This is a genomic window from Runella salmonicolor (assembly GCF_024158025.1).
Lineage (GTDB): Bacteria > Bacteroidota > Bacteroidia > Cytophagales > Spirosomataceae > Runella > Runella salmonicolor.
The window spans coordinates 456,776-481,963 of record NZ_JAMZEL010000004.1 but is presented as its reverse complement, the minus strand read 5'-3'; the positions used below and the strand labels follow the sequence as shown (position 1 = coordinate 481,963).

At 44.5% G+C, this 25,188-nt stretch carries 17 protein-coding genes; 12 read left to right on the top strand and 5 right to left on the bottom strand.

Going from position 1 to position 25,188, the window contains the following annotated elements; all coding sequences use genetic code 11:
* Window positions 1-616 precede the first annotated feature (616 nt).
* Window positions 617-3,562 carry an SdrD B-like domain-containing protein gene (locus tag NCI00_RS29450; protein WP_289623396.1) on the top strand — a complete coding sequence of 982 codons (2,946 nt, stop codon included), beginning with the start codon at window positions 617-619 and terminating at the stop codon, window positions 3,560-3,562.
* Between the two features lie 612 nt (window positions 3,563-4,174).
* On the top strand, window positions 4,175-8,917 hold the full coding sequence (locus NCI00_RS13425; protein ID WP_253528339.1) for an SdrD B-like domain-containing protein: 4,743 nt from the start codon (window positions 4,175-4,177) through the stop codon (window positions 8,915-8,917).
* A gap of 67 nt (window positions 8,918-8,984) precedes the next feature.
* On the opposite strand, the gene rfbB is transcribed toward NCI00_RS13425, so the two are convergent.
* Together rfbB and galE are read right to left on the bottom strand one after the other, a co-directional pair.
* Window positions 8,985-10,040, bottom strand: coding sequence for a dTDP-glucose 4,6-dehydratase (gene rfbB / locus NCI00_RS13420; protein WP_253528336.1), 1,056 nt, complete (start codon window positions 10,038-10,040; stop codon window positions 8,985-8,987).
* Between the two features lie 44 nt (window positions 10,041-10,084).
* Window positions 10,085-11,104: a UDP-glucose 4-epimerase GalE gene (gene galE / locus NCI00_RS13415; RefSeq protein ID WP_166558756.1), complete on the bottom strand. Its 1,020-nt coding sequence runs from the start codon at window positions 11,102-11,104 to the stop codon at window positions 10,085-10,087.
* A gap of 93 nt (window positions 11,105-11,197) precedes the next feature.
* Here galE and NCI00_RS13410 point away from each other — a divergent pair, with 93 nt between their 5' ends.
* Window positions 11,198-12,046, top strand: a complete 849-nt coding sequence (locus tag NCI00_RS13410) for a transglutaminase-like domain-containing protein (RefSeq protein ID WP_253528333.1) — start codon at window positions 11,198-11,200, stop codon at window positions 12,044-12,046.
* A 14-nt stretch (window positions 12,047-12,060) separates the two neighbouring features.
* Here NCI00_RS13410 and NCI00_RS13405 read toward each other — a convergent pair whose 3' ends face one another.
* Window positions 12,061-12,696 (bottom strand): 4'-phosphopantetheinyl transferase family protein, encoded by a 636-nt coding sequence (locus tag NCI00_RS13405; RefSeq protein WP_253528331.1) that lies wholly within the window; start codon window positions 12,694-12,696, stop codon window positions 12,061-12,063.
* A gap of 96 nt (window positions 12,697-12,792) precedes the next feature.
* Between NCI00_RS13405 and NCI00_RS13400 the strand changes: the two genes are divergently transcribed.
* The 6 genes from NCI00_RS13400 (at window position 12,793) to NCI00_RS13375 (ending at window position 20,211) form a co-directional block, all read left to right on the top strand.
* On the top strand, window positions 12,793-13,707 hold the full coding sequence (locus NCI00_RS13400; RefSeq protein WP_253528329.1) for a WD40 repeat domain-containing protein: 915 nt from the start codon (window positions 12,793-12,795) through the stop codon (window positions 13,705-13,707).
* 62 nt (window positions 13,708-13,769) lie between these two features.
* The gene (locus NCI00_RS13395) at window positions 13,770-15,155 is read left to right on the top strand and encodes an MATE family efflux transporter (protein ID WP_253528357.1); all 1,386 of its coding nucleotides are present in this window, start codon (window positions 13,770-13,772) and stop codon (window positions 15,153-15,155) included.
* 154 nt (window positions 15,156-15,309) lie between these two features.
* A complete protein-coding gene (gene uppS / locus NCI00_RS13390; RefSeq protein WP_166558752.1) occupies window positions 15,310-16,059 on the top strand; it encodes an undecaprenyl pyrophosphate synthase in 750 nt (249 codons plus the stop codon).
* A gap of 159 nt (window positions 16,060-16,218) precedes the next feature.
* Entirely contained in the window at window positions 16,219-18,858 is a 2,640-nt protein-coding gene (bamA, locus tag NCI00_RS13385) for an outer membrane protein assembly factor BamA (protein WP_253528327.1), read from the top strand.
* Window positions 18,859-18,927: 69 nt separating this feature from the next.
* Window positions 18,928-19,545, top strand: a complete 618-nt coding sequence (locus tag NCI00_RS13380) for an OmpH/Skp family outer membrane protein (RefSeq protein ID WP_253528325.1) — start codon at window positions 18,928-18,930, stop codon at window positions 19,543-19,545.
* A gap of 6 nt (window positions 19,546-19,551) precedes the next feature.
* A complete protein-coding gene (locus NCI00_RS13375) occupies window positions 19,552-20,211 on the top strand; it encodes an OmpH/Skp family outer membrane protein (protein WP_253528323.1) in 660 nt (219 codons plus the stop codon).
* Between the two features lie 90 nt (window positions 20,212-20,301).
* Here the strand turns inward: NCI00_RS13375 and corA are convergent, their stop codons facing one another.
* Window positions 20,302-21,246 (bottom strand): magnesium/cobalt transporter CorA, encoded by a 945-nt coding sequence (corA, locus tag NCI00_RS13370; protein WP_253528321.1) that lies wholly within the window; start codon window positions 21,244-21,246, stop codon window positions 20,302-20,304.
* Between the two features lie 183 nt (window positions 21,247-21,429).
* Between corA and NCI00_RS13365 the strand changes: the two genes are divergently transcribed.
* The 3 genes from NCI00_RS13365 to NCI00_RS13355 all read left to right on the top strand — a co-directional run bounded on the left by NCI00_RS13365 (window position 21,430) and on the right by NCI00_RS13355 (window position 23,793).
* The gene (locus NCI00_RS13365; protein WP_253528318.1) at window positions 21,430-22,002 is read left to right on the top strand and encodes an RNA polymerase sigma factor; all 573 of its coding nucleotides are present in this window, start codon (window positions 21,430-21,432) and stop codon (window positions 22,000-22,002) included.
* A 71-nt stretch (window positions 22,003-22,073) separates the two neighbouring features.
* Complete coding sequence (locus NCI00_RS13360; protein WP_253528316.1) at window positions 22,074-22,742, top strand: hypothetical protein; 669 nt, start codon at window positions 22,074-22,076, stop codon at window positions 22,740-22,742.
* Window positions 22,720-23,793, top strand: coding sequence for a DUF4097 family beta strand repeat-containing protein (locus tag NCI00_RS13355; RefSeq protein ID WP_253528313.1), 1,074 nt, complete (start codon window positions 22,720-22,722; stop codon window positions 23,791-23,793). The genes NCI00_RS13360 and NCI00_RS13355 overlap by 23 nt, the downstream gene beginning before the upstream one ends.
* Window positions 23,794-23,919: 126 nt before the next feature.
* Here the strand turns inward: NCI00_RS13355 and NCI00_RS13350 are convergent, their stop codons facing one another.
* Window positions 23,920-25,140 (bottom strand): MFS transporter, encoded by a 1,221-nt coding sequence (locus NCI00_RS13350; RefSeq protein ID WP_253528311.1) that lies wholly within the window; start codon window positions 25,138-25,140, stop codon window positions 23,920-23,922.
* Between the last annotated feature and the right edge of the window lie 48 nt (window positions 25,141-25,188).

The window sequence follows — 25,188 nt, the reverse complement described above, 5'->3', positions numbered from 1 at the left end:
ACGCCAAAATCAAAGCGTTCAGAAGTCAGTTCAGAGGGGTAAGAAACGTAGAATTCTTCCTGTATCGGCTAACTCAGATATATGCTTAATCTAAGTTACTCCACAACTTTTGGTTTTGATCCCGTATCCCGCCTCCCTTCAAAGGCTCAATTGGGAGCACCCAATAACAATTCTTTTTGGGATAAAATATTACATATTATACCTATTGATACAATTTCTAACATTCTTACACCTAAAATTCGGCGTGAATCTCTACCAACTCGCTAATGAAGCTGATTAATTGAGTCCAAAAGCCTAAAAAAGCCCTAATTGCCACTCAGTTATAGACAAGCAAATGAAGAATAACCTATAAAATTTATTTTTTGGTACGGTTCTTGAAGCCCTCCTTTTATTACCTACTTAAGTAGTTCTCGGGCAAAAGAAACCCACTAAAAACCCCTGATTTTTACTTCAAAAAGAAAATTCCCCTCTTTTTCTGCTCTTTATTAAGATATACCTCCTCCTTTTCGATCTTTAGCGAGAGTTATGGTATATTTATTGCTCCAAAATCGTTACAAATGGTATATATTCTCATTTGTTTCGCTGGCAAAAATTATCACAATTAAATATTCGGGGTATGGGGGCTTTGTACGAGTATGCACTCTCCAAAGGCGTGAAGGGGCTAGGTTCAGTTGTTTTTTACGTAGTTCAGTGTGCTTTTCTTTATTGTTTAACAGGAACAGTGGCAGAAGCACAAACAATTCAGGGAATAGTCTTCCGGGATTTTAACGCTGATGGACTTAAAACAAATACCGCTACCTTTAATGAAATAGGGGTCAAAGGTATTTTGGTTTGTGCTTATAAGAAAGACGGTTCGTTGGCCGACTCGACCCGTACCGCCGCTGATGGCTCCTATACACTCACCAATACACCTGATTCGGATACACTACGTGTAGAATTTAAGGATTTTCTCGTAAACGACTATGACGGCCCGTTTAATCCAACTGGAAGTAATACTTCGGTTCAGTTTGTTATTGGAAATTCTACCGGGGTTAATTTAGGAATTAATTACCCTAATCATTATTGCGATACAGACAACCCCCAATTGGTAACGACTTGCTTTGTATCTGTCAATGCCGCCACTACTCCCCTCGGCAACCTTGATATACTGGTAGGAGTCCCGTTTGAAGTAATTGACACTACCAAGGTTGTCTCCCATTATGCCTTCGTAAAAGACCTTGGCTCGGTGTGGGGGATTGCTTACAAACGCGAAACCGCCCAAATTTTCACCGCCGCTTTTACCAAACGTCATGTTGGTTTTGCCGAACAAGGCCCAGGGGCCATTTTTGTCACAACCCTTGGAAGCTCAGATACAACTACCACTGAGTTTTTTAACTTGGGCTCGGTAGCGGGCGTTGACATGCACACTGACCTCCCCGACAGTGTTACGGCCAATGCTCGCCTCGACAGTTATGATATTCCAGCGTACGACGCCGTAGGAAAGGTTGGCATTGGTGATTTGGATATTTCGGATGATGGGCAAACCCTCTGGTTGACCAACCTAAACAATCGAAGACTGTACGCTTTGGATATAGCTACGAAAGATACCGTTTCGTACCCCATTCCTAACCCCTGTAATGGGCAAAGTTATCGTCCGTTTGCGACCAAATATTATCGCAATAAAGTATACATAGGCGTAGTTTGTACCCGCGAAGATGCGCTTGACAAAAGCGACACCACTGGACTGGCCGCCACCGTTTATGCTTTCGAAAATGGGACCTTTACGCAAGTTCTCAGCTTTCCCCTTACCTATCTAAAAGGGGCCTCCAACGCCGATATCCCCACCAGCGACGCAAGAGGCCAAAAATGGCGTCCATGGATTCCGCTTCCGTATTTGGTCCCCGACAGAGACAATAATTTCACAACTTATCCACAAGCCTGGCTCACCGACATCGAGTTTGATGTTGACGGTTCCATGATTGTTGGCCTTCGCGACCGTTTTGCCGATCAAATGGGATTCAACAATCGATTTCCTATTGCAAATGATACCAATTTTGTAACCGTTATTGGCCCGGGAGAAATTTTACGGGCAGGCCCATGCGGCCCCAACGGGACGTGGATTATTGAAAACAACGGTTCGGTTTGTGGAAGTACGGCGTCAATTCAACAAATGAGTATGCCTGGCATCGGTGGCGGAAAATACTATTGGGGAGACCGTTCTCAAGACGGCAGCAACCATGAAATGAGTTCTCAAGCGGGCCTAGCACTTTTGGCAGGCAGTGGCAAACTCGCCATGACCGCCATTAACCCCACTGATGTACCCAATACCGGGGGAATCAAACGCCTCATTAATTCAAATGGCAATAAAGATGGAAATGCTACCGGAGAGGCGCCAAACCCCAACGGAGGTGCCGTTCTATATACTGACGATGTATTTGGGTTCGGGAAAGCAAATGGTTTAGGCGATTTGGAAATTTTGTGCGCACCACAGCCGATTGAAATCGGCAACAGAATATGGTGGGATAAAAATAAAAACGGAATACAAGATGCCAATGAGGTCGGGATTGACGGGGTAACAGTCACACTTTGTGATTCAAATGGCACGGCCCTAGCCAACGTACAATCTTCCAACGGGGGCCAATATTACTTTTCATCAGCAACCGTTTCTGGTGGACCTTCGTATATTAAGTACGAAGTTGACCTTAAAACAAATACTAAATACCTCCTTAAAATCGGCGATTTTGCTACGCAAACAGCTCTCCTTGGTTTGCGTCCTACTACTCCCAATAGCTCCACCGATAACATAGATTCTGACTTTGAAGAGGTCGGACCTAACATAATATCTACATTGACCACGGGCGGTGCTGGCCAAAATGATTTTAAAGTCGACGCAGGTTTCGCCGATTATCCAGTAGACTTAGCACTCAAAAAAAGTATCAGCACCAAAATCGCCCAAATCGGTGATACCCTCACTTATACCCTCAAAGTTTGGAATGAATTTACCAACAATGCCACAGGCGTTGAAGTAACCGACTCTATTGCCGTTAGCACTCAATTTATTAATGGCTCTTTTAATGCTTCGCGCGGCACTGCTTTCATTAATAATAATGTTATTAAGTGGGACATCGGAAACATTGCCGCCAACGGTGATACCGTCACGCTGACCTACAAGGTAAAAGCCGTGCAGGAGGGCGTCCATTTCAACACCGCCGAAATAAGTAAAACCAACGAAAATGACAAAGACTCCTCCCCCAATAATGCCCAGGAAGGAGAGGATGATTTGGATCGCCAGTGCTTTACGGTTCCAATAAAGTTGTGCTTCGGTGAAAAAGTTCAGGCCAGCGTCCCTGCTAAGTACACGGGAGTGGAGTGGTTTAAAACGGGCACCGCCGAACCCGTGGCAAACGGCAACGAAGTATTATTGAGTGAAACTGGTACGTATACGTTTAAGGCACTAAATAATACCTGCCCCGCCGAAGGCTGTTGTCCTATCATTATCGAACCTGGCGACAACTGTTGCCCCGAAGATTTGTGCGTACCTTTTACCATTAAACAAACCAAAAAAGCAGGAAAAAATATCTAAAATTCCTTTACAACCAAAAAGAGAGAGCCCCTAGGAGCTCTCTCTTTTTGGTTGTAAAGGGTTTGGCTTAATTTTTGCACAGTGGCTATGCCCGCAAGAATGAATCATTCTGAGATTAGAAATAGCAAATTATATAGCATTTTCAGTTTGATGCGCATTTAATTTCTACGGCCCATTTTTAAAAACTGACGCTACGAAGTAAACCTACCTTTGGCTACACACTACATTTTTACTGCTAGGACGAAATTTCCACTTTAAATGTACAAGGCCCCACAAAACTTATGCTTTGAGGCCTGAAAATACTGTCCCCCTTTCAATCCCTCTACAAATCAACCATTTACACTTTTTTGCAGAAACTTATTGGAATAATATCAACAAGATTTTATGGATATTATTTATGGCAATTATGATTATTTTAATATCCATATACATCAATTTATATACTAATATTCATTAAAATAGGTATATATTTTAAAAAAAGCAAAACAATTGGCATATAATTTGTATACCAAATAAACATTTCCAATAGCTGCTTTTTATTTCAAAAAGGTACTATTAAGAAACATTCCATTCTAAAACACATATCGGGTATACGCCAAATTCTCAACTTTTATGCACTCAAACGATTACTACATTTTTTTAAAGAGTAGGCCAAACTGGCAAAAATTATTTGTTCTAGCTTTATCTATATGGCTCATAAGTGTATCTTTTTCACAGGCACAAGTAAAAGGAAAAGTATTTAGAGATTATAATGGGAGCGGTACTCAAGATTCTACCTCGACGCCTTTATTTAAGGAAATTGGGGTAGCAGGTATAACAGTTACTGCAACAAACGGAGTACTCACCGCAACAACCACTACGGGGTCTTTTGGTGACTATGCGTTCCCGAACTCAGGCGCTACTGCTTCAGGGCAAAAAGTCCGTATTGAATTCTCCGCTATTCCTGCTGGAAATTTCTCGGGCTTTCACGGACTCAATAATACATTTAATGGTACATCAGTACAGTTTGTAACTGCCGGAGCAGCGACAAGGGCGCATTTAGGAATAAATATACCCGAAGAATATTGTCAACCTAACCCGCTGATTGCTCTGGCCTGTTACGAAAATGGAAATGCCATTTACACTGTATCAGGAAACACTCACCCAGGTTTTATAACATTACCTTATAACAGTTCGGGTTCGGCAAGAACTGGAATGAGCAGTAACATTCAAATTCTACAAATCGGAACAACATGGGGGAATGCGTGGCAGAAAGCAAAAAAACGGGTTTTTACCTCTGCTGTTTTAAAACGCCATTCTGGACTTGGTCCTCAAGGCATGGGAGGTCTTTATATGATTGACTATTCAACCTCTGCGGGCGGCAGTCTACTAAATGCATTTAATTTACAAGGGATTACTCCAGGCAACGGCGGTGCCGCCATCGATCTGGGAAGTGTAGATCGTACAGGAGCCAATGCCCTACCCAACAACACAACTGATGACAGCCGGGACATTGATGCTTTTGGTAAAATAGCAAAAGTGGGATTTGGAGGGATTGATATAGCCGATAACGATAATTTTTTATGGATGGTGAACCTTAACCAAAAGGCACTTATTCGAATGGATGTGAGTGCAAATACCCCTACTCCCTCGACAGCAACCGTAAATCAGTATCCCATTGCCAATTTTAGCGGATTGCCTACCTGCACAAATGGTGAATTGCGTCCGTGGGCACTGAAATTTCATGGAGGAAAAGGTTATCTTGGGGTAGTATGTAGTGCTGAAGGCGCAAGCGGGGTGGCGGCTAATTTACACGCATACGTACTTTCATTCAACCCGTCCAATCCTACCGCTTTTACCACAGAGCTTTCGTTCCCGCTTAACTATACTCGTGAGGCCGCAACCGTTTTTACTACGGCTTTATCTGGGAGTTGGAACCCCTGGGCAGATACATGGGCCGAAACAGGGCTTACCGGAGGCAGCAATGCCAACAGCTTCAATGAAAGGGCTTTCGCACAACCTATCCTGTCAGACATTGAGTTTTCAGATACAGGTCTTGACCTTGGTTTTTTGGATCGTTTCGGACTTCAAGGAGGATTTAGAAATCTTACACCTCAGGCATCACCCACAACGCTTTATTTGTCGGTAGATGTGGCAGGCGATATTATCCACTATTGCAAAGTAGGAAACAGTTATGTACAGGAAGGCAGCGCTGGCTGTGCAGTTCTAGACAATACTACCAATAGTACCTCTGCCACCGACGGGCCCAGCGGTAATGGTGAATTCTACTATGCAGAATCTTATAATGATACAGATGTAAGTCCTACGTTTAATCACAACGAAACATCATTGGGGGGACTAGCTGTGTTAAAAGGCTCACAGGAAATCCTTAACAATGTTTTTGATCCTATCAGCGGGACTCAAGCTGCAACCGCTTTTACCCAAGGCCTTCATTGGTATAATACTTCGACAGGGGCGAAAACAGATCAATATCTCATTGTACCAAATGCAACTGACAACCCACAATACTTTGGTAAAGCAGGTGGGCTGGGAGACCCTGAGCTACTGTGTAACCCAGCTCCTTTAGAAATCGGGAATCGCGTTTGGAAAGACAGTGATAATGATGGTATTCAGGATGCAGGTGAAGACGGTATCAACGGCGTTGAGATTGAACTCTATAAAGGAGCAACCTTGCTTGCAACGGTTACAACTGCTACCGTAGCTGGACAAAGCGGAACTTGGTATTTTAGCAGTAAGAGCCGCTTAGGCAGTGCTTGGGTTGGCACAGGAGCAGATACTACACTGCTGCCTGCTACCGCCTACAGCATCAAAGTAAAAACCGCGTTGGGAGCAGGAGCATTAGCAACCTGTACGGCTTTTAGCACAAAAGATGCAACAACCGATGGACTAGACAGCGACATCAACCCTGATGCTACCATATCATATACCACAGGCAGCTATGGTGAAAACAATCATACATTGGACATTGGTGTCACGGAATGCATAACACCCGTGATTACGGCCACTTCAGCGCAAATACTTTGTCAGGGAGAGACGGCGGGGGCTTTTACAATGAATATTACTTCCGGAACGGTTAGCTCGCAGAAATGGTATGGCCCAATTGCCAATAATTTACCAACTACCTCCTTAGGAACAGCTATCCCGGGTGCCACTTCAACCACCTTTACTCCAAGCGTGGCTCAATTACCAGCAGCCGACGGCGTAACCAGATACTATGCCGTTGTTGGCGAGAGCAACAGCTCAACCTGTTCGGATACAGCTTATGTTGCCATCACTGTCAAACCTAAACCCAACGCGGGAAATTCACAAACAGTTTGTGCTGGAACAACAGCAACGCTGACGGGTACTGGCCCAACAACGGGTAGCTGGACGGCTCAATCCAGTCCTGCCAATCCCTCAGGTGCCACTTTGGGAAGTACTACCGCTGGTGTAGCCAATGTAAGTTTTGCCACAAATACTTCAGGAATCTTTAAGTTTGTTTACACAGTGGATGGCTGTACAGACACGGTACAGATAACCGTGGGTGCTAAACCCCTCGCCGGTGCTGATATTACAGGTGTCAACGCTATTTGTAACACCGTTGCCAGTATTGATTTGCCCGACGCCGCCAACGGCGAAACTTGGACTCAGCTCGGCAATACACCTAAAATAGCCGCCATCGACCCCACTTCGGGTGTCGTAACAGGCATGGATGCAATCGGTGTCTATCAATTTATATTAACTAACTCAACCACAGGCTGTGCCGATACCGTAGCCGTCGAAACCAAAAACTGCCTCAAAGGAAGCATCGGTGACTTTATTTGGAAAGATCTCAACGATAATGGTATTCAGGATGCCAACGAACCTGGCGTGAAGGGGGTAATTGTGCAACTGCTCAACAATGACAATAATGACGCATTACTGGCCACCGATACCACCGATACCAACGGAATCTACGGTTTCTCAGGTCTGGATTCAGGTAATTACAAAGTCAAAATCGTGCTCAATTCTTTGCCAGACACCTGCCAAATCAGTCCTAAAAAGGATATAACGAGCAATGGCGGTAACGACACAAATGACTCCGACTTTGACCCAACCACGGCAGAAAGCCCAATCATCAACATCAATACTTTGGAAACAGGCATCGCCAAAGACAATCCAACCGTTGATGCTGCTTTGATTATCCCATGTATCAAGCCTGTTTGGACTGTTACATCAACCCCAATCTGTTCGCCTAGCACCGCCGTCTACAGCGTTAGTTTCTCTATCACTAACAAAAATGGCAGCTTAAAAGTCAACGCGGGTACACTTTCTGGAACCAACCCGTACACCGTAACGGGTATTCCCAACGGAACCAATTTGATTGTAACCGACAGTCTACGGGCCAACTGTGTGTTTGATACCACTTTTATTGCCCCTGATTGTAGTTGTCCGCAGATTAACCTGCTCACACCAAATGCCACGGCCTGTATCGGAGATACACTCCCTACCCTCAAAATCGTTCTTTTCGGAAGCAATCTCGACGGAGTTACGGCTAATTGGTACGCTAACGCAACAGGGGGGGCTGCACTCGCAACAGGACTCTCTTTCAAACCAACTGGTATCATAAGCGCTACCGATACTTTCTATGTAGCGTTGACAGGTGCCCCCGAATGTATCAATCAACCGCGCACTGCTGTCATCGTCACGGCCCAGAATTGTGACGTCGATTTGGCATTAAAGAAAAGCATCAGCACCAAAATCGCCCACATCGGTGATACCCTCACTTATACTATCAAAGTATGGAATGAGTTTACCAACGATGCCACTGGCGTTGAAGTAACCGACTCCCTTGCCACCACCGTTCAGTTGCTCAACGGAACATTCAACACCAGCCGAGGCATTGCCAACATCAACGGAAATGTCATCAAATGGACCATTGGAAACATCGCCGCCAACGGTGATACCGTCACGCTGACCTACAAGGTAAAAGCCGTGCAGGAAGGTGTTCATTTCAACACCGTCGAAATCAGCAAAACCAACGAAAAAGACAAAGACTCCTCCCCAAACAATGCCCAAGAAGGAGAAGATGACATTGATCGCCAGTGTTTTACCGTTCCTCTTAAGTTGTGTGTAGGGGAGAAAATACAGGCCAGCGTCCCTGCTAAATACACGAATGTTCAATGGTTTAAAGATGGTGGAACCAGCTCAGTAGCCAGCGGAAATGAGGTACTACTCACTGAAACAGGAACGTATACCTTCACGGCCAATAATAATACTTGCCCCGCTGAAGGCTGCTGCCCCGTAATCATTGAGCCTGGCGATAACTGTTGCCCCGAAGAAATCTGCGTTCCGTTTACCATTAAACAAACCAAAAAGGCAGGAAAAAATATCTAAATGCCGCTTCTAACAAAAAAAGAGAGCTCCTAAGGGCTCTCTTTTTTTGTTGCTGTTTTCTTGATTATCAACGGTCTACATACATCCCGTCATAGTATTTTTGATAATTCCCAGAAGTGACATTTTCTAGCCATTTTTGATTATCCAAATACCATTGCACGGTTTTCTCCAGTCCTTCTTCAAACGTAACCGAAGGTTTCCAGCCCAATTCATTCATCAGCTTAGACGGGTCAATGGCATAGCGCAAATCATGGCCGGCACGGTCGGTAACGTAAGTAATCAACTGAGCCGATGTACCTTCGGGCCTTCCTAATTTCTCATCCATTAATTTACACAACAGAAATACCAAATCAAGGTTTTTCCACTCATTGCAACCACCAATATTATACGTTTCTCCGTTTACACCTTCATGAAAAATCAAATCAATGGCGCGTGCATGGTCTTCGACGTACAACCAATCCCGAACATTCTCACCTTTTCCATAAACGGGAAGCGGCTTATTGTTCTGAATATTATTAATCATCAAAGGAATTAGCTTTTCGGGAAAATGATTCGGACCGTAATTGTTGGAACAATTAGAAATCACCACGGGCAATTTGTACGTGTTATGGTACGCCCGCACAAAATGGTCGGAAGAAGCTTTCGAGGCCGAATACGGCGACCGTGGGTCATAGCTGGTCGTTTCCACAAAAAACTCCTTCGGGTCGTGAAGTTCTCCGTAGACTTCGTCGGTCGAAACGTGATAAAAACGTCGCCCTTCCTCTTTTCCTTTCCACGCAATACGGGCAGCATTGAGCAAATTTACCGTGCCAATCACATTGGTCATCACAAACGCCATCGGGTCGGAAATAGAACGGTCGACGTGCGACTCGGCCGCCAAATGAACGACCCCCGTGAAATCATGCGTTTTGAAAAGTTCATCAATAAAGGCCGCGTCTGTAATGTCCCCTTTTACAAACGTATAATTGGGTTGGCTTTCTATATCAGTCAGGTTAGCTAAATTACCCGCGTAGGTAAGGGCGTCTAAATTGACAATTTGGGTGGTGGGATAGTTGGTCACAAAGCGTCGTACCACATGCGACCCAATAAAACCAGCGCCTCCCGTAATAAGTATTTTTTGCATAGTTGTTGAGAATAAAATTCGGATATTCTAAAGCTTTATATAAACTATTTGCGTGTTGCTAATTTTTGTTCCCAACGCCATGCGTCCCGCAGTGAATCTTCTAGCGATTTTTCAGTTTGCCATTTCATCACCTCCCGCGACTTATCGACCTGGGCATAAATTTGTTCTACATCGCCCGGGCGACGCGGCCCAATGCTGTAATTTAATTTAATGTTATTTACTTCTTCAAACGTCTTAATCAGCTGCAACACCGTCACTCCCTCGCCCGTACCAATATTAAATACATCATAGAAGTTTTCTTCCTGCACACCCGCCAGCAGTTCCAACGCTTTTACGTGCGCTTTGGCCAAATCGACCACGTGAATAAAATCACGAATACAGGTACCGTCAGGCGTATTGTAATCACTGCCAAAAACGGTCAATTTTTGACGCAAGCCCGCCGCAGTTTGGGTAATATAAGGAACCAAATTGCTCGGAACTCCGCGCGGCAACTCCCCTATTTCGGCCGTTTCGTGGGCACCCACGGGATTAAAATAACGCAACGCAATGGCCTTCATGGCGGGCTTCGAAAAGATAAAATCACGGATGATATCTTCACATATTTTCTTGGTGTTGCCGTACGGCGAAGCCGCTTCCTGACGCGGCGTAGCCTCCGTTACGGGCAGATGGTCAGGTTGACCATAAACCGTACACGAAGAAGAAAAAACGAAATTATGCACCCCGTACTCTTTCATTAATTTTAATAAAAGAACCGTAGTACCAATGTTGTTTCCGTAATAAAGAAGCGGATTCTCGACCGATTCTCCCACGGCTTTGTTGGCCGCAAAATGAATTACTCCCCCAATTTTTTCCTTTTCAAAAAGCGCACGCAACGCTGCTTCATCGTTGCAATCAGCTTTATAGCAAACAACTGGCTTACCAATTATTTTTTCGAGGCCTTCCAGTACTTTTTCCTCTGAATTGCTAAAATTGTCAACAATAATGGGTTCAAAACCCGACTTTTGTAATTCAACGACTGTATGTGAGCCAATAAAACCCGCCCCGCCTGTGACTAATATTTTCATATATTGAGCAAAAAGTGAGTAACAAAACTATAAAATTTGGGCGCTGAAAAAAAATTGTTTTTATTTATCGCCAACAACGCCAAATCATACCGTATGACAGAGCAAGAAATCAAAGCGCTGGTTTCGCTACTCGACGACGACGACAAGGAAGTATCTCGTTTGGTTGAACGCGAAATTCGGCAACAGGGAGGCAAAATCATTCCTTTTTTAGAGAATGAATGGGAGAGTGCGGGCTTTAGCCCTGACGTACAGCGAAAAATAGAGGAGTTGATTCATGAACTTCAATACGAATTGACCCTCGAACGATTGACCAATTGGTACAACGGCGGAGCCGTCGACCTCTTGGAAGGGCTATGGATTGTGGCTACTTATCAGTATCCTGACCTTTCACTGGAAAAAATTCGCGCTGATTTTGAACAGTTTTACTACGAAACTTGGCTTGAATTTAAGATTGATATGCACCCAATCGACCAAATTCGGGCCTTGAACCACGTCTTTTTCTCGAAATTAAAGTTTGGCTCAAATACCAAAAATTTCCATTCGGCTGGCAATTCCATGATTAACGTGGTGTTGGAAACAAAAAAAGGGAATCCGATTTCCCTTTGCTGTATCTATATGATTATTGCGCAGCGGCTCAATATGCCCGTTTATGGTGTCAATTTGCCCAATCTATTTGTTCTGACGTACAAACAGGATTCGATTCAGTTTTACATCAATGTCTTTAATAAAGGGCTGGTGTTTATGCGCTCCGACATTGACCACTACATTGCCCAGTTGAATCTAAAATCCAACGAGACGTTTTATCAACCTTGCAGTAATCTTGACATTCTCAAACGCGTGCTTCGCAATCTGACACTGGCGTTTGAAAAAACGGGAGATACCGACAAGGTCAATGAAATAGAAAAAATGGCCTTAATTCTGAATGAACCATTGCCTGAATAAACATACAATATTTATTAAATAGCCACGACTCCGCAGAAATCCTCCACCCAAAACCGATGCAAGTGGTGTAATTGTTGGGAAATTTCGGGGACAGAAACCATGCCCTGCCCGTAGGCATCGCTATCCCCAAAAGGTTTGACAAAAATGTGATTTTTGAAGTTAAGCCGCCGCACACCGTCTAGTTTATACAGCGCCTCTTTGGCGCACCAGTAGGTTACTAATTTTGGAAGCTCCATCTGTGCCTCCAACTTTTCATTTTCTGACAAAAACTTAGGTGCTACGCGGGCCAATTTATCGGCCATGCGTTCCATGTCAATTCCGAGCGGTTTGGTAGGATGCAACGCAACCCCCACGTACTTAACCGTATGCGTGATAGAAATCTCGGCAATTCGGTGTCTTAAATGGGGCTTTCCGTATTCATCTTTCACCATTCCTTCATACGGCAGACCTTTACTTTCCACCAACAATTGCATGACATACCGCCCAGTCAGCCACTCTAATTGTTTTTGGGGGTGAGAAATGGTTTTGAATTCATCCCACTCTTCGGCCTCCGCCACCACGTTCTGAAGCAACACCTCGGGAGCCTCGGCAATTTCCCAAACTAAAATTTCACAGTCATCAAAAACTGTCCATTGACGAACCAGCGGCATTATAAAGGAGTTATCAAGTACTTATTCATTGTAATTCGTAAATATAGCCCGTAATTTTATACTTATCCAACCTCAGGTTGGGAGTTCATTTATGCCATGACGAAAATCCAAGTTCAAAAAATAGATACTTTTTCGGGACACCGAGATTGTGTTTACGCCCTCCAACCGGCCCTCCAACCGCACCATTTTTTCTCGGCAGCGGGCGATGGCCTGGTCGTACATTGGGATTTGACCCGTCCAGATTGGGGAGAAGTGGTAGCACAAGTACCCGCTTCGGTATATTCTATGGCGTATGATTCGGTTCAAAACCAACTGTGGGTAGGACAAAACTACGAAGGAATTCAACGCATAGCACCGTATGAGAAGCAGGTTGTGTCATCCATTCGCCTGACTTCTGCCACCATTTTCGATATTCAATTCTTTGAAAATCAAGCTTTTATTGGACTATCTGACGGCGTAGTGTTAATCATGGACAAAGACCAATTTGCGGTTCGTAAACACTTGAAAGCCTCCAATCAAAGCGCCCGTTGTATCAGCATCAACCCACACACCCGCGAACTCGCGGTGGGGTACAGTGACCATACCATCCGTATATTTGGACTTGACGACCATGTATTGCATTATACATTAGTATCACATACCAATTCGGTGTTTACCCTACAATATTCTCCCGACGGGCGATTTTTGATTTCTGGTAGTCGGGATGCGCACCTCAAAGTCTGGGACGTGTCCGAAAAGTATAGCTTGCATCAGGATGTTGTAGCGCATCTTTTTGCCATCAATCACGTAGTTTACAGCCCCGATGCGCAATGGCTGGCTACTTGTAGCATGGACAAATCTATTAAAGTATGGGACGCCACTACCTTTAAACTACTCAAAGTCATTGACCGCGCCCGACACGCGGGGCACGGCACATCCATCAACAAACTTCTTTGGTCAACGTTTGATAATCAGCTGGTTTCGGCAAGCGATGACAAACGAATTTCGGTGTGGGATATAAAAAGTTTGTAAATTTGTGTTTTGAACGGTTTTGGTTCATCGTTCCAATCGACGAAATGCTCTCATTTACAGCCATGCAAAAATTCTTTACGTTATTACTCCAAGCCCTCAAAGGCGAAGAACAGGAATACACCTCTGGAAGTATCAATCGCGCTATTTTTCTGTTGTCAGTTCCCATGATTCTCGAAATGGTCATGGAATCCTTGTTTGCGGTAGTAGATGTATTTTTTGTTTCCAAAATCAGCACCGATGCCATCGCAACCGTAGGCCTTACGGAGTCGGTGCTTACGCTCGTGTACTCCGTTGCCATCGGTCTAAGCACCGCAGCCACAGCCATTGTAGCAAGGCGAGTAGGCGAAAAACAGTTTATTGAAGCTGGTCACGCCGCCGCCCAGGTTATTCTGGTTTCATTGGGGTTGGGAATAGCCATGGGACTTGGCGGTTTTTTTGGTGCTGAGGCCATTTTACGCGCCATGGGAGGCTCTCCAGCATTAATTGCTTCGGGGTCCGACTTTACAAGAATCATTTTTGCGAGCAGCCCAGCCATTATGCTCCTTTATACGTTGAGTGGCGTGCTACGCGGCGGCGGAGATGCCGCCGTTGCCATGCGCTCACTCTGGATTGCCAACGGCATCAATATTTTGCTTTGTCCTCTATTCATTTTTGGTTGGGGGCCCGTGCCTGCATTTGGCGTGGCAGGCTCAGCGATGGCAACTACCATCGGCCGTACCGTGGGCGTATTGTACCAATTAAATGCGCTGGCCAAAACCACAGGGACCATTCAAGTATTGGCTACCCAATTTAAAGTCAATATAGCCATCATTCGTAATTTACTAAGCGTAGCCGCAGGCGGAACAGGTCAGTTTTTGATTTCCTCCGCGAGTTGGGTATTCCTGACGCGCATCCTCTCTGATTTTGGCCCAAGCATTGTGGCGGGGTATACCATTGCCATCCGCATCATTGTGTTCACAATTTTACCTTCGTGGGGTATGGCCAATGCCGCCGCCACGCTGGTAGGACAAAACCTCGGAGCCAACAAGCCAGACCGCGCCGAAGCCTCGGTTTGGCGGGCGGCTTTTTTGAACTTTCTTTTTCTGGCCGTCATTGCACTCGTTTTTTTCATTTTTTCCCGCCCCATTATTTCGTGGTTTAATGCCGACCCCATAACCGTCAATACGGGCGTCAACTGCTTACGAATCGTTTGCTTAGGCTACCTGTTTTTTGCGTATGGGATGGTCATCAGCCAATCATTCAACGGCGCTGGCGACACCCTGACGCCTACACTGATGAACCTATTTTGTTTTTGGGCCGTCGAAATTCCGCTAGCATACATCCTTGCAAAACAACTTAAGATGGGGCCCGAAGGCGTTTATACCTCCGTTGCTTTTAGCGAATCACTGCTCGCAGTAGTCGGAATTGTGCTTTTTAAACGCGGAAAATGGAAAAATAAGAAGGTCTAATACTCAAATTCAACTGGTTGACCCGTTTTGAATCCCTGATAATTTACCTAACTTTGCTGCCCTATTTTTAGTCGTCAACTATAAATCAGGGCTTTTCATTATTATTTTTTATTACTTACTGATTTAGCAAAGAAACGACTCAATATCCCTTGTAATGAAAGAGCAAATTGACCGTACTAAACTCCCTCGACACATTGCCATTATCATGGATGGCAACGGACGATGGGCCAAACAACGCGGCGCCATGCGGGTTTTCGGACACCGCAATGCCATCAAGGCAGTACGCGAAGCAACCGAAGGTTGTGCAGAGCTGGGAGTTGAATACTTGACCTTATATGCCTTCTCGACCGAAAACTGGGGCCGCCCAGAAGCAGAAGTACGGGCGCTCATGGAATTGTTGGTTCATACCATTGCTGATGAATTGCCTACGTTGCAAAAAAACAATGTAAGACTCAACAGCATTGGCGACATCGACAGTCTGCCTAACTCCTGTCAGCGTGAACTTCAGGAAGCGATTGATAAAACAAAACAAAACACGGGTCTTAATTTGATTTTAGCGCTCGGCTACAGCGGAAAATGGGATATTGTTCAGGCTACCCAACAACTGGCCCGCGAAGTAAAGGCAGGAACGCTACGCCCTGAAGACATTACCGAAAGCCTACTAAACTCCAAGCTTTCTACCCTCGACCGCCCCGAAGTAGACCTAATGCTACGAACAGGCGGTGATCACCGAATCAGTAACTTTCTGTTGTGGCAATTGGCCTACGCAGAGCTCTATTTTTATGACGATGTATTTTGGCCTGACTTTCGCCGTAACCACCTGCATGAAGCCATTTTGTCTTTTCAGCAGCGGGAACGTCGATTCGGAAAAACCAGCGAACAGATTCTGAGCGATGCGAAATAAAGCACTACTTTTATCGTTATACCATTTTGGATAAAAATGCTCTTTACGACGGATTTCTACCCTTGTTTTTCTTATTTTACCAAACTCGAAACACGTACAATCAAAGCAATTATAAAGAATTGATACCGAACCGTGAGCGCAAGAATTGTGTACCTACCTATGAAAAATTTTAACCGCCCCGGCCGCTTAGCAACTTTTGTGGTCGTTTTTCTATGCACTGTAGTATCAGCAATGGCCCAACAATTAGGCCTTGGACAACGTACTACAACCGCGCCCGTCGAAGATGCCGTTAGTTATGCCAATCCCAAAGAGCTCGTCATTGCCGACATCGTAGTGACAGGGAATCAATTTTTGGACCCCAACTCCATGATTTCAATGTCGGGACTGAAAATTGGTGATAAAATCAAAGTCCCGGGCGATGCCATCACTGGCGCCATCAAAAAATTGATGGACCAGAAAATCCTCGAAGATGTAGAAGTGCTCTACCGTAAGATTGAAGGTGATCAAATCTGGCTTGAGCTTCATATCAAAGAGCAGTCGCGCTTGTTTAAAGTGACCTACGACGGAATCCGTAAAGGAGAACAAGAATCCCTCAACGACAAAATTAAGCTTCCTAAAGGGCGTATTATTTCCAACACGATGATTAAAAACACTCAGTTGGCCGTGAAACGCTTTTTTATGGACAAAGGATTTTTGAACGTAAAAGTACGGATTGCTCAAATTACGGATTCTACCCGGGGAAATGCAACCCTAAAAATATTTGTTTCTAAAGGGCCCAAAGTCAAAATTCGGCAGATTGTTTTCAACGGGCGGAATGAGATTTACGAACAGAAGCTGCGCAACAAAATGAAAGGCACCAAGCAGATGCGTTTCGGGCGTTTGTTTACACCTTCCAAGTTTATCCCCAAAAAATACGACGAAGACAAGGAGAAACTGATTGAACTTTACAATAAGAACGGTTTCCGGGATGCCACGATTGTTTCGGACTCAATCATCCAAAATGCCGATGGCAAAACCATTGATTTGGTCATGAATATTGAGGAAGGGCCTCGTTATTATATCCGCAATATAACTTGGGAGGGGAATTACCTCCATTCAACCGAGATTTTGAATAAAGTATTTGGGCTCAAAAAAGGAGATATCTACAATCCTGAAGAAATTCAAAAACGCCTTGAAGCCAACCCAGGGCAGGACGTAAGCTCACTTTACATGGATGATGGCTACTTGTACTACAACTGCCGCCCCGTTGAGAAATCAATCGAAGGTGATTCGATTGACGTCGAAATGCGAATCTTTGAAGGCAAACAGGCCACCATCAACAAGATTATTCTAAACGGAAACACCAAAACCAGCGACCACGTCGTAATGCGTGAATTGTTTACGTTGCCGGGCCAAAAATTCAGCAAAACAGAAATCATCAACACACAGCGTCAGCTTTCACAATTAGGTTATTTTGATGCAGAAAAAATCGGTATTCAGCCTATTCCTCACCCCGAAGATGGCACCGTAGATATTGAATATACCGTCGAAGAAAAACCAAGTGACCAAATCGAGCTTTCTGGCGGCTGGGGTGGATTTATCGGATTTGTAGGTACGTTGGGATTGGTTTTCAACAATTTCTCTACAAAAAATATCGGTAATCTGAAAGCTTGGAAGCCCCTACCTTCCGGCGATGGGCAGAAATTGGCGGTACGTTTCCAAGCGAGTGGACGTCAGTTCCAAACGTATTCGATTAGCTTTACCGAACCTTGGCTAGGCGGCAAAAAACCCGTAACTTTTGGAATCAACCTCAGCCGTACCGTGTATCGTACCGTTGATTATTCTAATTTTTATACCCGCTCAAACAGCAGCGCCCTAAATTTCTTGGGTTCTTACAAAAACACGGGGGTTACGGTTTCTCTCGGAAAGCGTCTTAAAATCCCCGATCGTTATTTTGTGTTGAGTTCGGCATTGTCTTACCAGCGCTACCGAATGGATAGCCTTGACTTGTTCGGAATCGGTTATCCCAACGGGGTTTCAAACAACTTAACGCTTAACCTGACGTTATCGCGCAACACAATCGACAACCCACAATTCCCGCGTGGCGGGTCTTCATTCTCACTGAGTGGCACCTTCACTCCTCCTTATTCGGCCATTACGGGTAAAACCAGCTTTGCCAACAGCGAAGACCGCTTCAAATGGGTAGAATACCATAAGTGGATGTTTGACGCCAGTTGGTTCCAGACCGTGGCAGGAAAACTCGTACTCAGTACCCGGGCGCACTTAGGTTTCTTGGGTAGGTACAATCAAAACCTCTCCATTAGTCCTTTTGAGCGATTCGTGCTTGGAGGCTCAGGATTAGCGGGTTATGGAATGTTTGCGTTGGCACAGGATATTATCGGTTTACGCGGATATGCTGACCGCGCGCTTGTTCCGATTTATAACCGTTTGAGTACAACTGACGCCTCTCAAACGACTGGTGCCACTAACACTGGCGTTGCCTCCAGCTTGGGAGGGGTTGCTTACAGCAAGTACGTCATGGAACTCCGCTATCCTCTCTCTCTGAACCCTTCGGCGACCATTTTTGGTTTAGTATTTGCCGAAGCAGGAAACAACTGGGGAACCGATGCTCCACAGAAAAAGTACAAAGATTTCAATCCGTTTGACCTTAAACGGTCTGCGGGGGTTGGAGCACGTATCTTTATGCCTGCATTTGGTCTCATCGGTATCGACTGGGCGTATGGTTTTGATCCGCTACCAGGACAAACCAAACGCAGCGGGCCACAATTCCACTTTACGATTGGCCAACAACTTAGATAAGAAGGGATATTTTGGATATACAACACTGAGTTAATGTCTAATATCCAGTATCCAAAATCCAAAAGATGTATGAAAACCCGCCGGCTTTTACTACTTTTGCAGTTTGTTCTAGTAACCTACTCATTATCAGCCCAAAAATTAGGGTATATCGATATGGAGTATGTAACGACAAAAATGCCTGATTATCAAAAAGCACAAGCCGAATTGGATAAATTTTCGGATCGCTGGGCCAAGGAAATTCAGGATAAATATGCCGAAATAGACAAGCTCCAACGCCTCTATCAAGCCGAAGAAGTATTGCTGACCGATGAAATGAAACGCAAACGCCAGCAGGAAATCAACGACAAAGAACGCGAAGCAAGAGAGTATAACAATAAAATTTTCGGCTTTGAAGGTTTGCTGTTTCAAAAGAAGAAGGAACTCATCAAACCCATTACCGACCAAGTATACAAAGCCAGTGAGCGCGTATGTCGGCAACGGAGATTGGATATGCTGCTTGACAAATCAAGTGATTTTGTCATTATCTATTCAAACCCCGTCCATGATTACACTGATTATGTGATGGAAGAATTGGGCTTAGTAACAGACACAAAAAATAATAAAACGAGTACGCCCAGCGTTAATACGCCTGCGGCTAAACCAAATGCAACGGATACCCCAAATAAAACAACCAAACCAAAACAGTAGATAAAAATGAAGAGCAAATTCATCGTGGCCCTGGTAGCCATTGTAACTTTAATCGGAGTAGAAACGAACGCCCAACAAGCCCCTAAAATCGGTTGGACCAATGTAGACTATATCTTGTCAGTATTACCCGAAAGCAAAAAAATCGAGAACGAACTCCAAATCCAGCAGCAACAAATTCAAAAAGCAATGCAGGACAAGCAGAAGGAGTTTGAAGATAAATATAAAGCCTACGAGCAAAACGCAACTAAGTGGTCGGAAATCATCCGTGCTGATAAAGAAAAGGAGCTTAACCGTCTTCAAACAGACTTTCAGGATTTTCAACGTACTTCACAGGAATCATTGCAGAAAAAACAACAGCAATTGATTCAGCCTGTATTGATTAAAATCAACACGGCTATCGAAGCGGTAGGTAAAGAAAACAGCTATACCTACATCCTCAACATGGACGGTGGTGCACAAACTACCCCAATCATTTTGTTTGCAGGTTCTGACGACTTGAACGTAAGCAACCTTGTGTTGAAGAAATTAGGCGTTGATCCTGCCGAAATCGAAAAGCAGCAAAAAGCCGCCGCCGAAGCTGCAGTTCAGCAATTAAAGCCAGCAACTACTCCACAGCAGCCCGCCGCTAACAAGCCTGCAACACCTGCTCCCGTGAAGAAAAACTAAGCAGTTTTATCTTTGTAGCCTATAAAAAGAGAAGGGTAGCCGTTGGCTACCCTTCTCTTTTTATAATTAGCCACCCTAATCTTAATGATTTTAAATCCAGTGCTTTCGCTTAAAGAAAAACCACATTCCAGCCATCGAACAGGCCATCAGCAATAACGAAAACCAAAATCCATACTGATGCGTACTTGTGGGTAAAATGCTGTAATTCATCCCAAAAACCCCCGCAATCAATGTGGGAGGCATAAAAATGATGGTGAAAACGGTAAAAATCTTGATGATTTGGTTTTGTTCAAGATTAATCAAGCCCATAAACGTATTTTGAAGATACTCCAGTCGCTCAAAATTGAAAGTGCTGTATTCCAGCAACGAACTTATATCTTTCAAAACAATACGCAGACGCTCTTTACGGTCTTCTGGAAAAAACTGACTTCTCAAAATGCCCGACAATACGCGCTGCTTATCGATGATGGTTTCGCGTAGGAGCATGGTATTCTCCTGCATCATGTTAATCTTCAGCAGAATCTCCTGTTTTGCTTTTTGTTCCCGGTTCAGGTCTTTGCTGATGTTTGAAATATCTTTCGATAAACCTTCCAACACATCTGCATCACTTTCGATTCTGGTCTCGAGTAGCAGCAACAACATGTCTACCCCGCTCTGAAACGTTTCCTGACTCACCTTCATTTTTCGCACTGTATCGGCGAAAGTCTTGGAATCTCCGCTTCTATAAGTAAACAGTACCCCCTCCCGAATCAAAATCGAGACAGGATAAATAACGTAGCCTTCTGCAGTGATTTTGAGGAAATTGGAGTTGGCGTTGATGGTATTATTTTGTTCAAAATACCGCGAACTGCTCTCAATTTCGACAATTTCTTGCGGGGTTTGAAAACTAATATCGCACTTCGTCTCCACCCATTCTTCTTCTTCCTGCGTGGGCGATTGTAAATCTATCCACAAGATGCTTTTTAGATGCCCTATTTCTCGGACGTCGGTTTCGCGTTTAATCTGCTTGCCTTCACGATAATATATCCTAACCATACCTCTTTCTGCTTCATTTGCGCCAAAGTTAGCCAATTGATTTTAGGATTTTACGCACATTTTGCAGATTTTGTACCTATGTTTTGACGTGCTTAACGGTGAAAATGTTTTATAAAACATTTTTTTTTAAATCGATGCAACATTTGATTTTATCCATTGTCATTACCTCGAAAATACAGCCGATTGGAACCTAAACATTACATAGACAAACACGTCGAACTCGTTGAACGCTGTAAACAAGGAGATAGAAAAGCCCAGTATGAACTGTACAAGCTTTATTCGAAATCCATGTTGAACGTGTGCGTACGGGTGGTAAACCATATTGGGGAAGCCGAAGACGTGCTGCAGGAAGCGTTTTTGGATGCTTTTTGCAATTTACATACGTTCAGGGGGCAGTCCACGTTTGGGGCGTGGCTGAAGCAGATTGTGGTCAATAAAGCCATCAATCACCTCCGTCAACGAAAAATGCAACTTGTTGACATCGAAGGCTATGGCTACGGAGATGATGACCACGACATTGCCGACGATGCTCCGACAGACGAAGAAGGTATCCAAATGGACGTTGAACGCATTCGAAGAGGAATTGCCCAACTCCCCGAAGGATACCGAGTCGTTCTTTCGCTGTATCTGTTTGAAGGATACGACCACGAAGAAATCGGTGAAATCCTCAACATCAGCGAAAGTACCTCCCGCACCCAATACATGCGGGGAAAGAAAAAATTATTGGAATTATTAAGTAATAGAAGTAACAATTGAGCCGCAAGTAAAGAGCATTAATTACTATAAGTATTTAATAATCAACACTTCGCACCAAAAATACAAAGAAAATGAAAGATAAACTGCAACGATTCGTCAGAGACAACCGCGAGGCATTTGATGTGCATGAGCCTTCTGATGACCTTTGGAGTCGGTTGAGTGAAAAATTACCCAAAGCTGAAGAGATTACGCCAACAAGCGAACATATACTTCCAGAAGTACCCTCAAAAGAAACTTCGCAAGAGACAGGACTAAACCAGATTGTCCACGAAGATTTTCAAAATGGCGGTAGTTATAATCCGTTTTTCAGGAAAGTCAGCAAAAACCTAAATTGGCGCATTGCGGCCTCCATTGCGCTCATTGTCGGGCTGGGTTGGGTTGGCTACCGAGTGAATCAAAATTATGGAGTTACTGAGGCGCCCGAAGTGGCATTTGCCAATCCTGGCTACGCCAAACAAGTGACTCAATACACCCAATTGATTGATAACAAACGCGCGGAGTTGCGTCAAATGACAGAAAGTGACCCCGCCCTTTATAAAGAATTTGCAGTAGAACTGGATCAGCTTGAGCGCTCATACCAAAACCTGAAAGCCGACCTTCCGAAGAACCCCAATCAGGAAACGGTGATTCAGGCCATGATTCAGAACCTGCAATGGCAGATTGACCTATTGAACCAACAGTTGGACATTATCCAACGCATCAAAAACAAAAACAACCATGCAAACGATAAACTCATATAAGTCAGGCAGTTATTGGTTAATAATTATCGGCTTATTATGTACCCTCAGCGCCCATGCCAGCGAATACGGCAGCATCGAGAAAAAGAAATCCGTCATTAAAATGTATGACGTTTCGACCAAAGAAACCTTGCTAATTGATAATCAATTCGGACAGGTAAAAATCAACCTTTGGGACAAAAGCGAAATCAGGGTTGACATCAGCATCACCGCCAATGCCAACAGTGACGACCGCGTTCAACAATACTTAGATGGTGTCAGTATTGAAGATAAAAAAGAAGGCAATCAAATCAGCATTCGTACCATTATCAACAAAAACGGCAATTCAAACTGGAGCTGGAAAAGTAACAACGGCGAGAAGAACTTTGTACAAATTGATTACACAGTATCAATGCCCAAAAACACGCCGTTGACGGTTAAAAACCGCTTTGGCAATACAAATATTCCCTTTTTCAAAGCACCGCTCGTGATTGAGTCCAAGTACGGAAGTTTTATTGCCACCGACTTGTCAGGAAGTAAAAATGACATTGATGTGGCCTACGGTAAAGCAGAAATTCAGCACTTACTCAACGGCAACCTCGATATTGCTTACTCAACCCTCGAACTAGACAAAGCCAACAATATTGTGTTGAACAATAAGTTTGGGAAAATGAAAATCGGTGAAGTAGAAACCCTCGACGGCCAAATCAGCTATTCTGGCGGACGCATCGGCAACTTGAAAGGTTCCAGCAAAATCAAACTCAGTTTTTCGGGCGGATTTAGAATTGACCAATTGAATGAATCGGCAGACAATGTTGATATTCAGGCTAGCTATTCATCCGTGACCATTCCGATGGAAAATAATAACTGCAACTTTGATGTTACGGTAAGCTACGGTGGCTTCAAGTATCCTGGCGACCGCAAGGTTTCATTCACTCACAACGACGACGACCGTAAAGATGATGCAAACCGCCACAGCCCCCGCATGACCAAGCAATACGTGGGTAAATTTGGTAACGGCAGCGGAACCAAAGTAAAAATTGTCTCGAAATACGGTGAAGTAAATTTGAGATAAAATTAAAAGCCGCCGTAGGGGCAGGCCTAGCGTCTGCCCTCTTACGTCTACGTCTTGCCTCTGCATCTAATCAACAACATATAATTACAAAAAAGGGCGGAGGTGAACCCCGCCCCTACGTAATATTTATTCCACAAAATCCAGCTCTTTGCCGTAGGTTTCTTCGATGCGGGTAAGCGAAAAAAGCGCGATTCCATAACAAAGCAAGCCCAATAATGCAGCCCCTCCCAAAGCCCCCAAAGAAGGTTTGAAGGCCTGAAAAGCAAGTGTCATAGGAATCGCCATGCCTCGTACTACGCTTGGCACAGAGGTAGTAGCGGTAGCGCGGAGATTGGTACCGTAAAGTTCGGCCACCATCATCAAATACAGGCCTATGTAGCCCGTACATATCCCCGACAAGAAGCAGACCGCATACAACATCGTAGGGGATGAAATACCACCGTATAAATAAATACCCACACTGACTGCTCCGCAAAACATCAGGTAGCCAATGGCTTTATGTCTCGACTGAAGCCATTGACTGAGCGGGCCGCTGAAAAAATCGCCCGCTGTGAGTCCAAAATAAATAAACATCACGCACTTACCCGGCGAAATCGTCTCTGCTATACCGAGGGCTTTGCCGAACTCATTGCCAAAAGTGCCCAAAATACCCACCACAAACCACGTTGGAATACCAATCATGACGCATTGAAAGTATTTAATAAACCGGGGCCAACTGCTGAAAAGGTAAAAGAAATTCCCTCGACTGACCTTGGATTGCTTCATTTCCTCAAACAACCCCGACTCAAATACCCGAATCCGCAGCAAAAGCAACAACAGCCCCATACCACCACCGACCATATACGCCGTGCGCCACTCAAACCATTCTTGCGTCAAATAAGCCGCTCCCGCCCCTAAATAGCCCACCGCCGCCACAATCGTAGGGCCGAGGCTGCGAATCTCTTTGGGAATAATCTCGGTAACAAGGGTCATTGCCGCGCCAATTTCTCCCGAGAGACCTACCCCTGCCACAAACCGCAACAACGCGTAGGTATTGGGTTCTTGGACAAAACCGCAGGCAATATTGGCCAATGAATAGGTAACAATGGAGCCAAATAGCACTGAGAGCCGTCCTTTTTTATCGCCCAAAACTCCCCATAAAATCCCCCCTACCAGCAAACCCGCCTGTTGTGAATTAAAAATAAAGGTTCCGATTTTAGAAACTTCCGCCTCTGAATACCCCATCGATTGCAGGCTTGGAACCCGTACGATGCTGAAAATCAGTAGGTCATACACATCAACAAAGAAGCCCAAAGCCGAAACGATGACAGGCAACGTAAAAAGCGCACGGTAAGAGATTTTGCTCATAAAAATTTCCTTCTCCTTGGCAAGGGGAAGGATTAAGGGTGAGGTTTA

What these genes read in the sequence shown, in the direction of transcription:
- NCI00_RS29450 (WP_289623396.1), top strand. Translation starts at nt 617, where the DNA reads ATGGGGGCTTTGTACGAGTATGCACTCTCCAAAGGCGTGAAGGGGCTA.
- NCI00_RS13425 (WP_253528339.1), top strand. Translation starts at nt 4,175, where the DNA reads ATGCACTCAAACGATTACTACATTTTTTTAAAGAGTAGGCCAAACTGG.
- rfbB (WP_253528336.1), bottom strand. Translation starts at nt 10,040, where the DNA reads ATGCAAAAAATACTTATTACGGGAGGCGCTGGTTTTATTGGGTCGCAT.
- galE (WP_166558756.1), bottom strand. Translation starts at nt 11,104, where the DNA reads ATGAAAATATTAGTCACAGGCGGGGCGGGTTTTATTGGCTCACATACA.
- NCI00_RS13410 (WP_253528333.1), top strand. Translation starts at nt 11,198, where the DNA reads ATGACAGAGCAAGAAATCAAAGCGCTGGTTTCGCTACTCGACGACGAC.
- NCI00_RS13405 (WP_253528331.1), bottom strand. Translation starts at nt 12,696, where the DNA reads ATGCCGCTGGTTCGTCAATGGACAGTTTTTGATGACTGTGAAATTTTA.
- NCI00_RS13400 (WP_253528329.1), top strand. Translation starts at nt 12,793, where the DNA reads ATGACGAAAATCCAAGTTCAAAAAATAGATACTTTTTCGGGACACCGA.
- NCI00_RS13395 (WP_253528357.1), top strand. Translation starts at nt 13,770, where the DNA reads ATGCAAAAATTCTTTACGTTATTACTCCAAGCCCTCAAAGGCGAAGAA.
- uppS (WP_166558752.1), top strand. Translation starts at nt 15,310, where the DNA reads ATGAAAGAGCAAATTGACCGTACTAAACTCCCTCGACACATTGCCATT.
- bamA (WP_253528327.1), top strand. Translation starts at nt 16,219, where the DNA reads ATGAAAAATTTTAACCGCCCCGGCCGCTTAGCAACTTTTGTGGTCGTT.
- NCI00_RS13380 (WP_253528325.1), top strand. Translation starts at nt 18,928, where the DNA reads ATGAAAACCCGCCGGCTTTTACTACTTTTGCAGTTTGTTCTAGTAACC.
- NCI00_RS13375 (WP_253528323.1), top strand. Translation starts at nt 19,552, where the DNA reads ATGAAGAGCAAATTCATCGTGGCCCTGGTAGCCATTGTAACTTTAATC.
- corA (WP_253528321.1), bottom strand. Translation starts at nt 21,246, where the DNA reads ATGGTTAGGATATATTATCGTGAAGGCAAGCAGATTAAACGCGAAACC.
- NCI00_RS13360 (WP_253528316.1), top strand. Translation starts at nt 22,074, where the DNA reads ATGAAAGATAAACTGCAACGATTCGTCAGAGACAACCGCGAGGCATTT.
- NCI00_RS13355 (WP_253528313.1), top strand. Translation starts at nt 22,720, where the DNA reads ATGCAAACGATAAACTCATATAAGTCAGGCAGTTATTGGTTAATAATT.
- NCI00_RS13350 (WP_253528311.1), bottom strand. Translation starts at nt 25,140, where the DNA reads ATGAGCAAAATCTCTTACCGTGCGCTTTTTACGTTGCCTGTCATCGTT.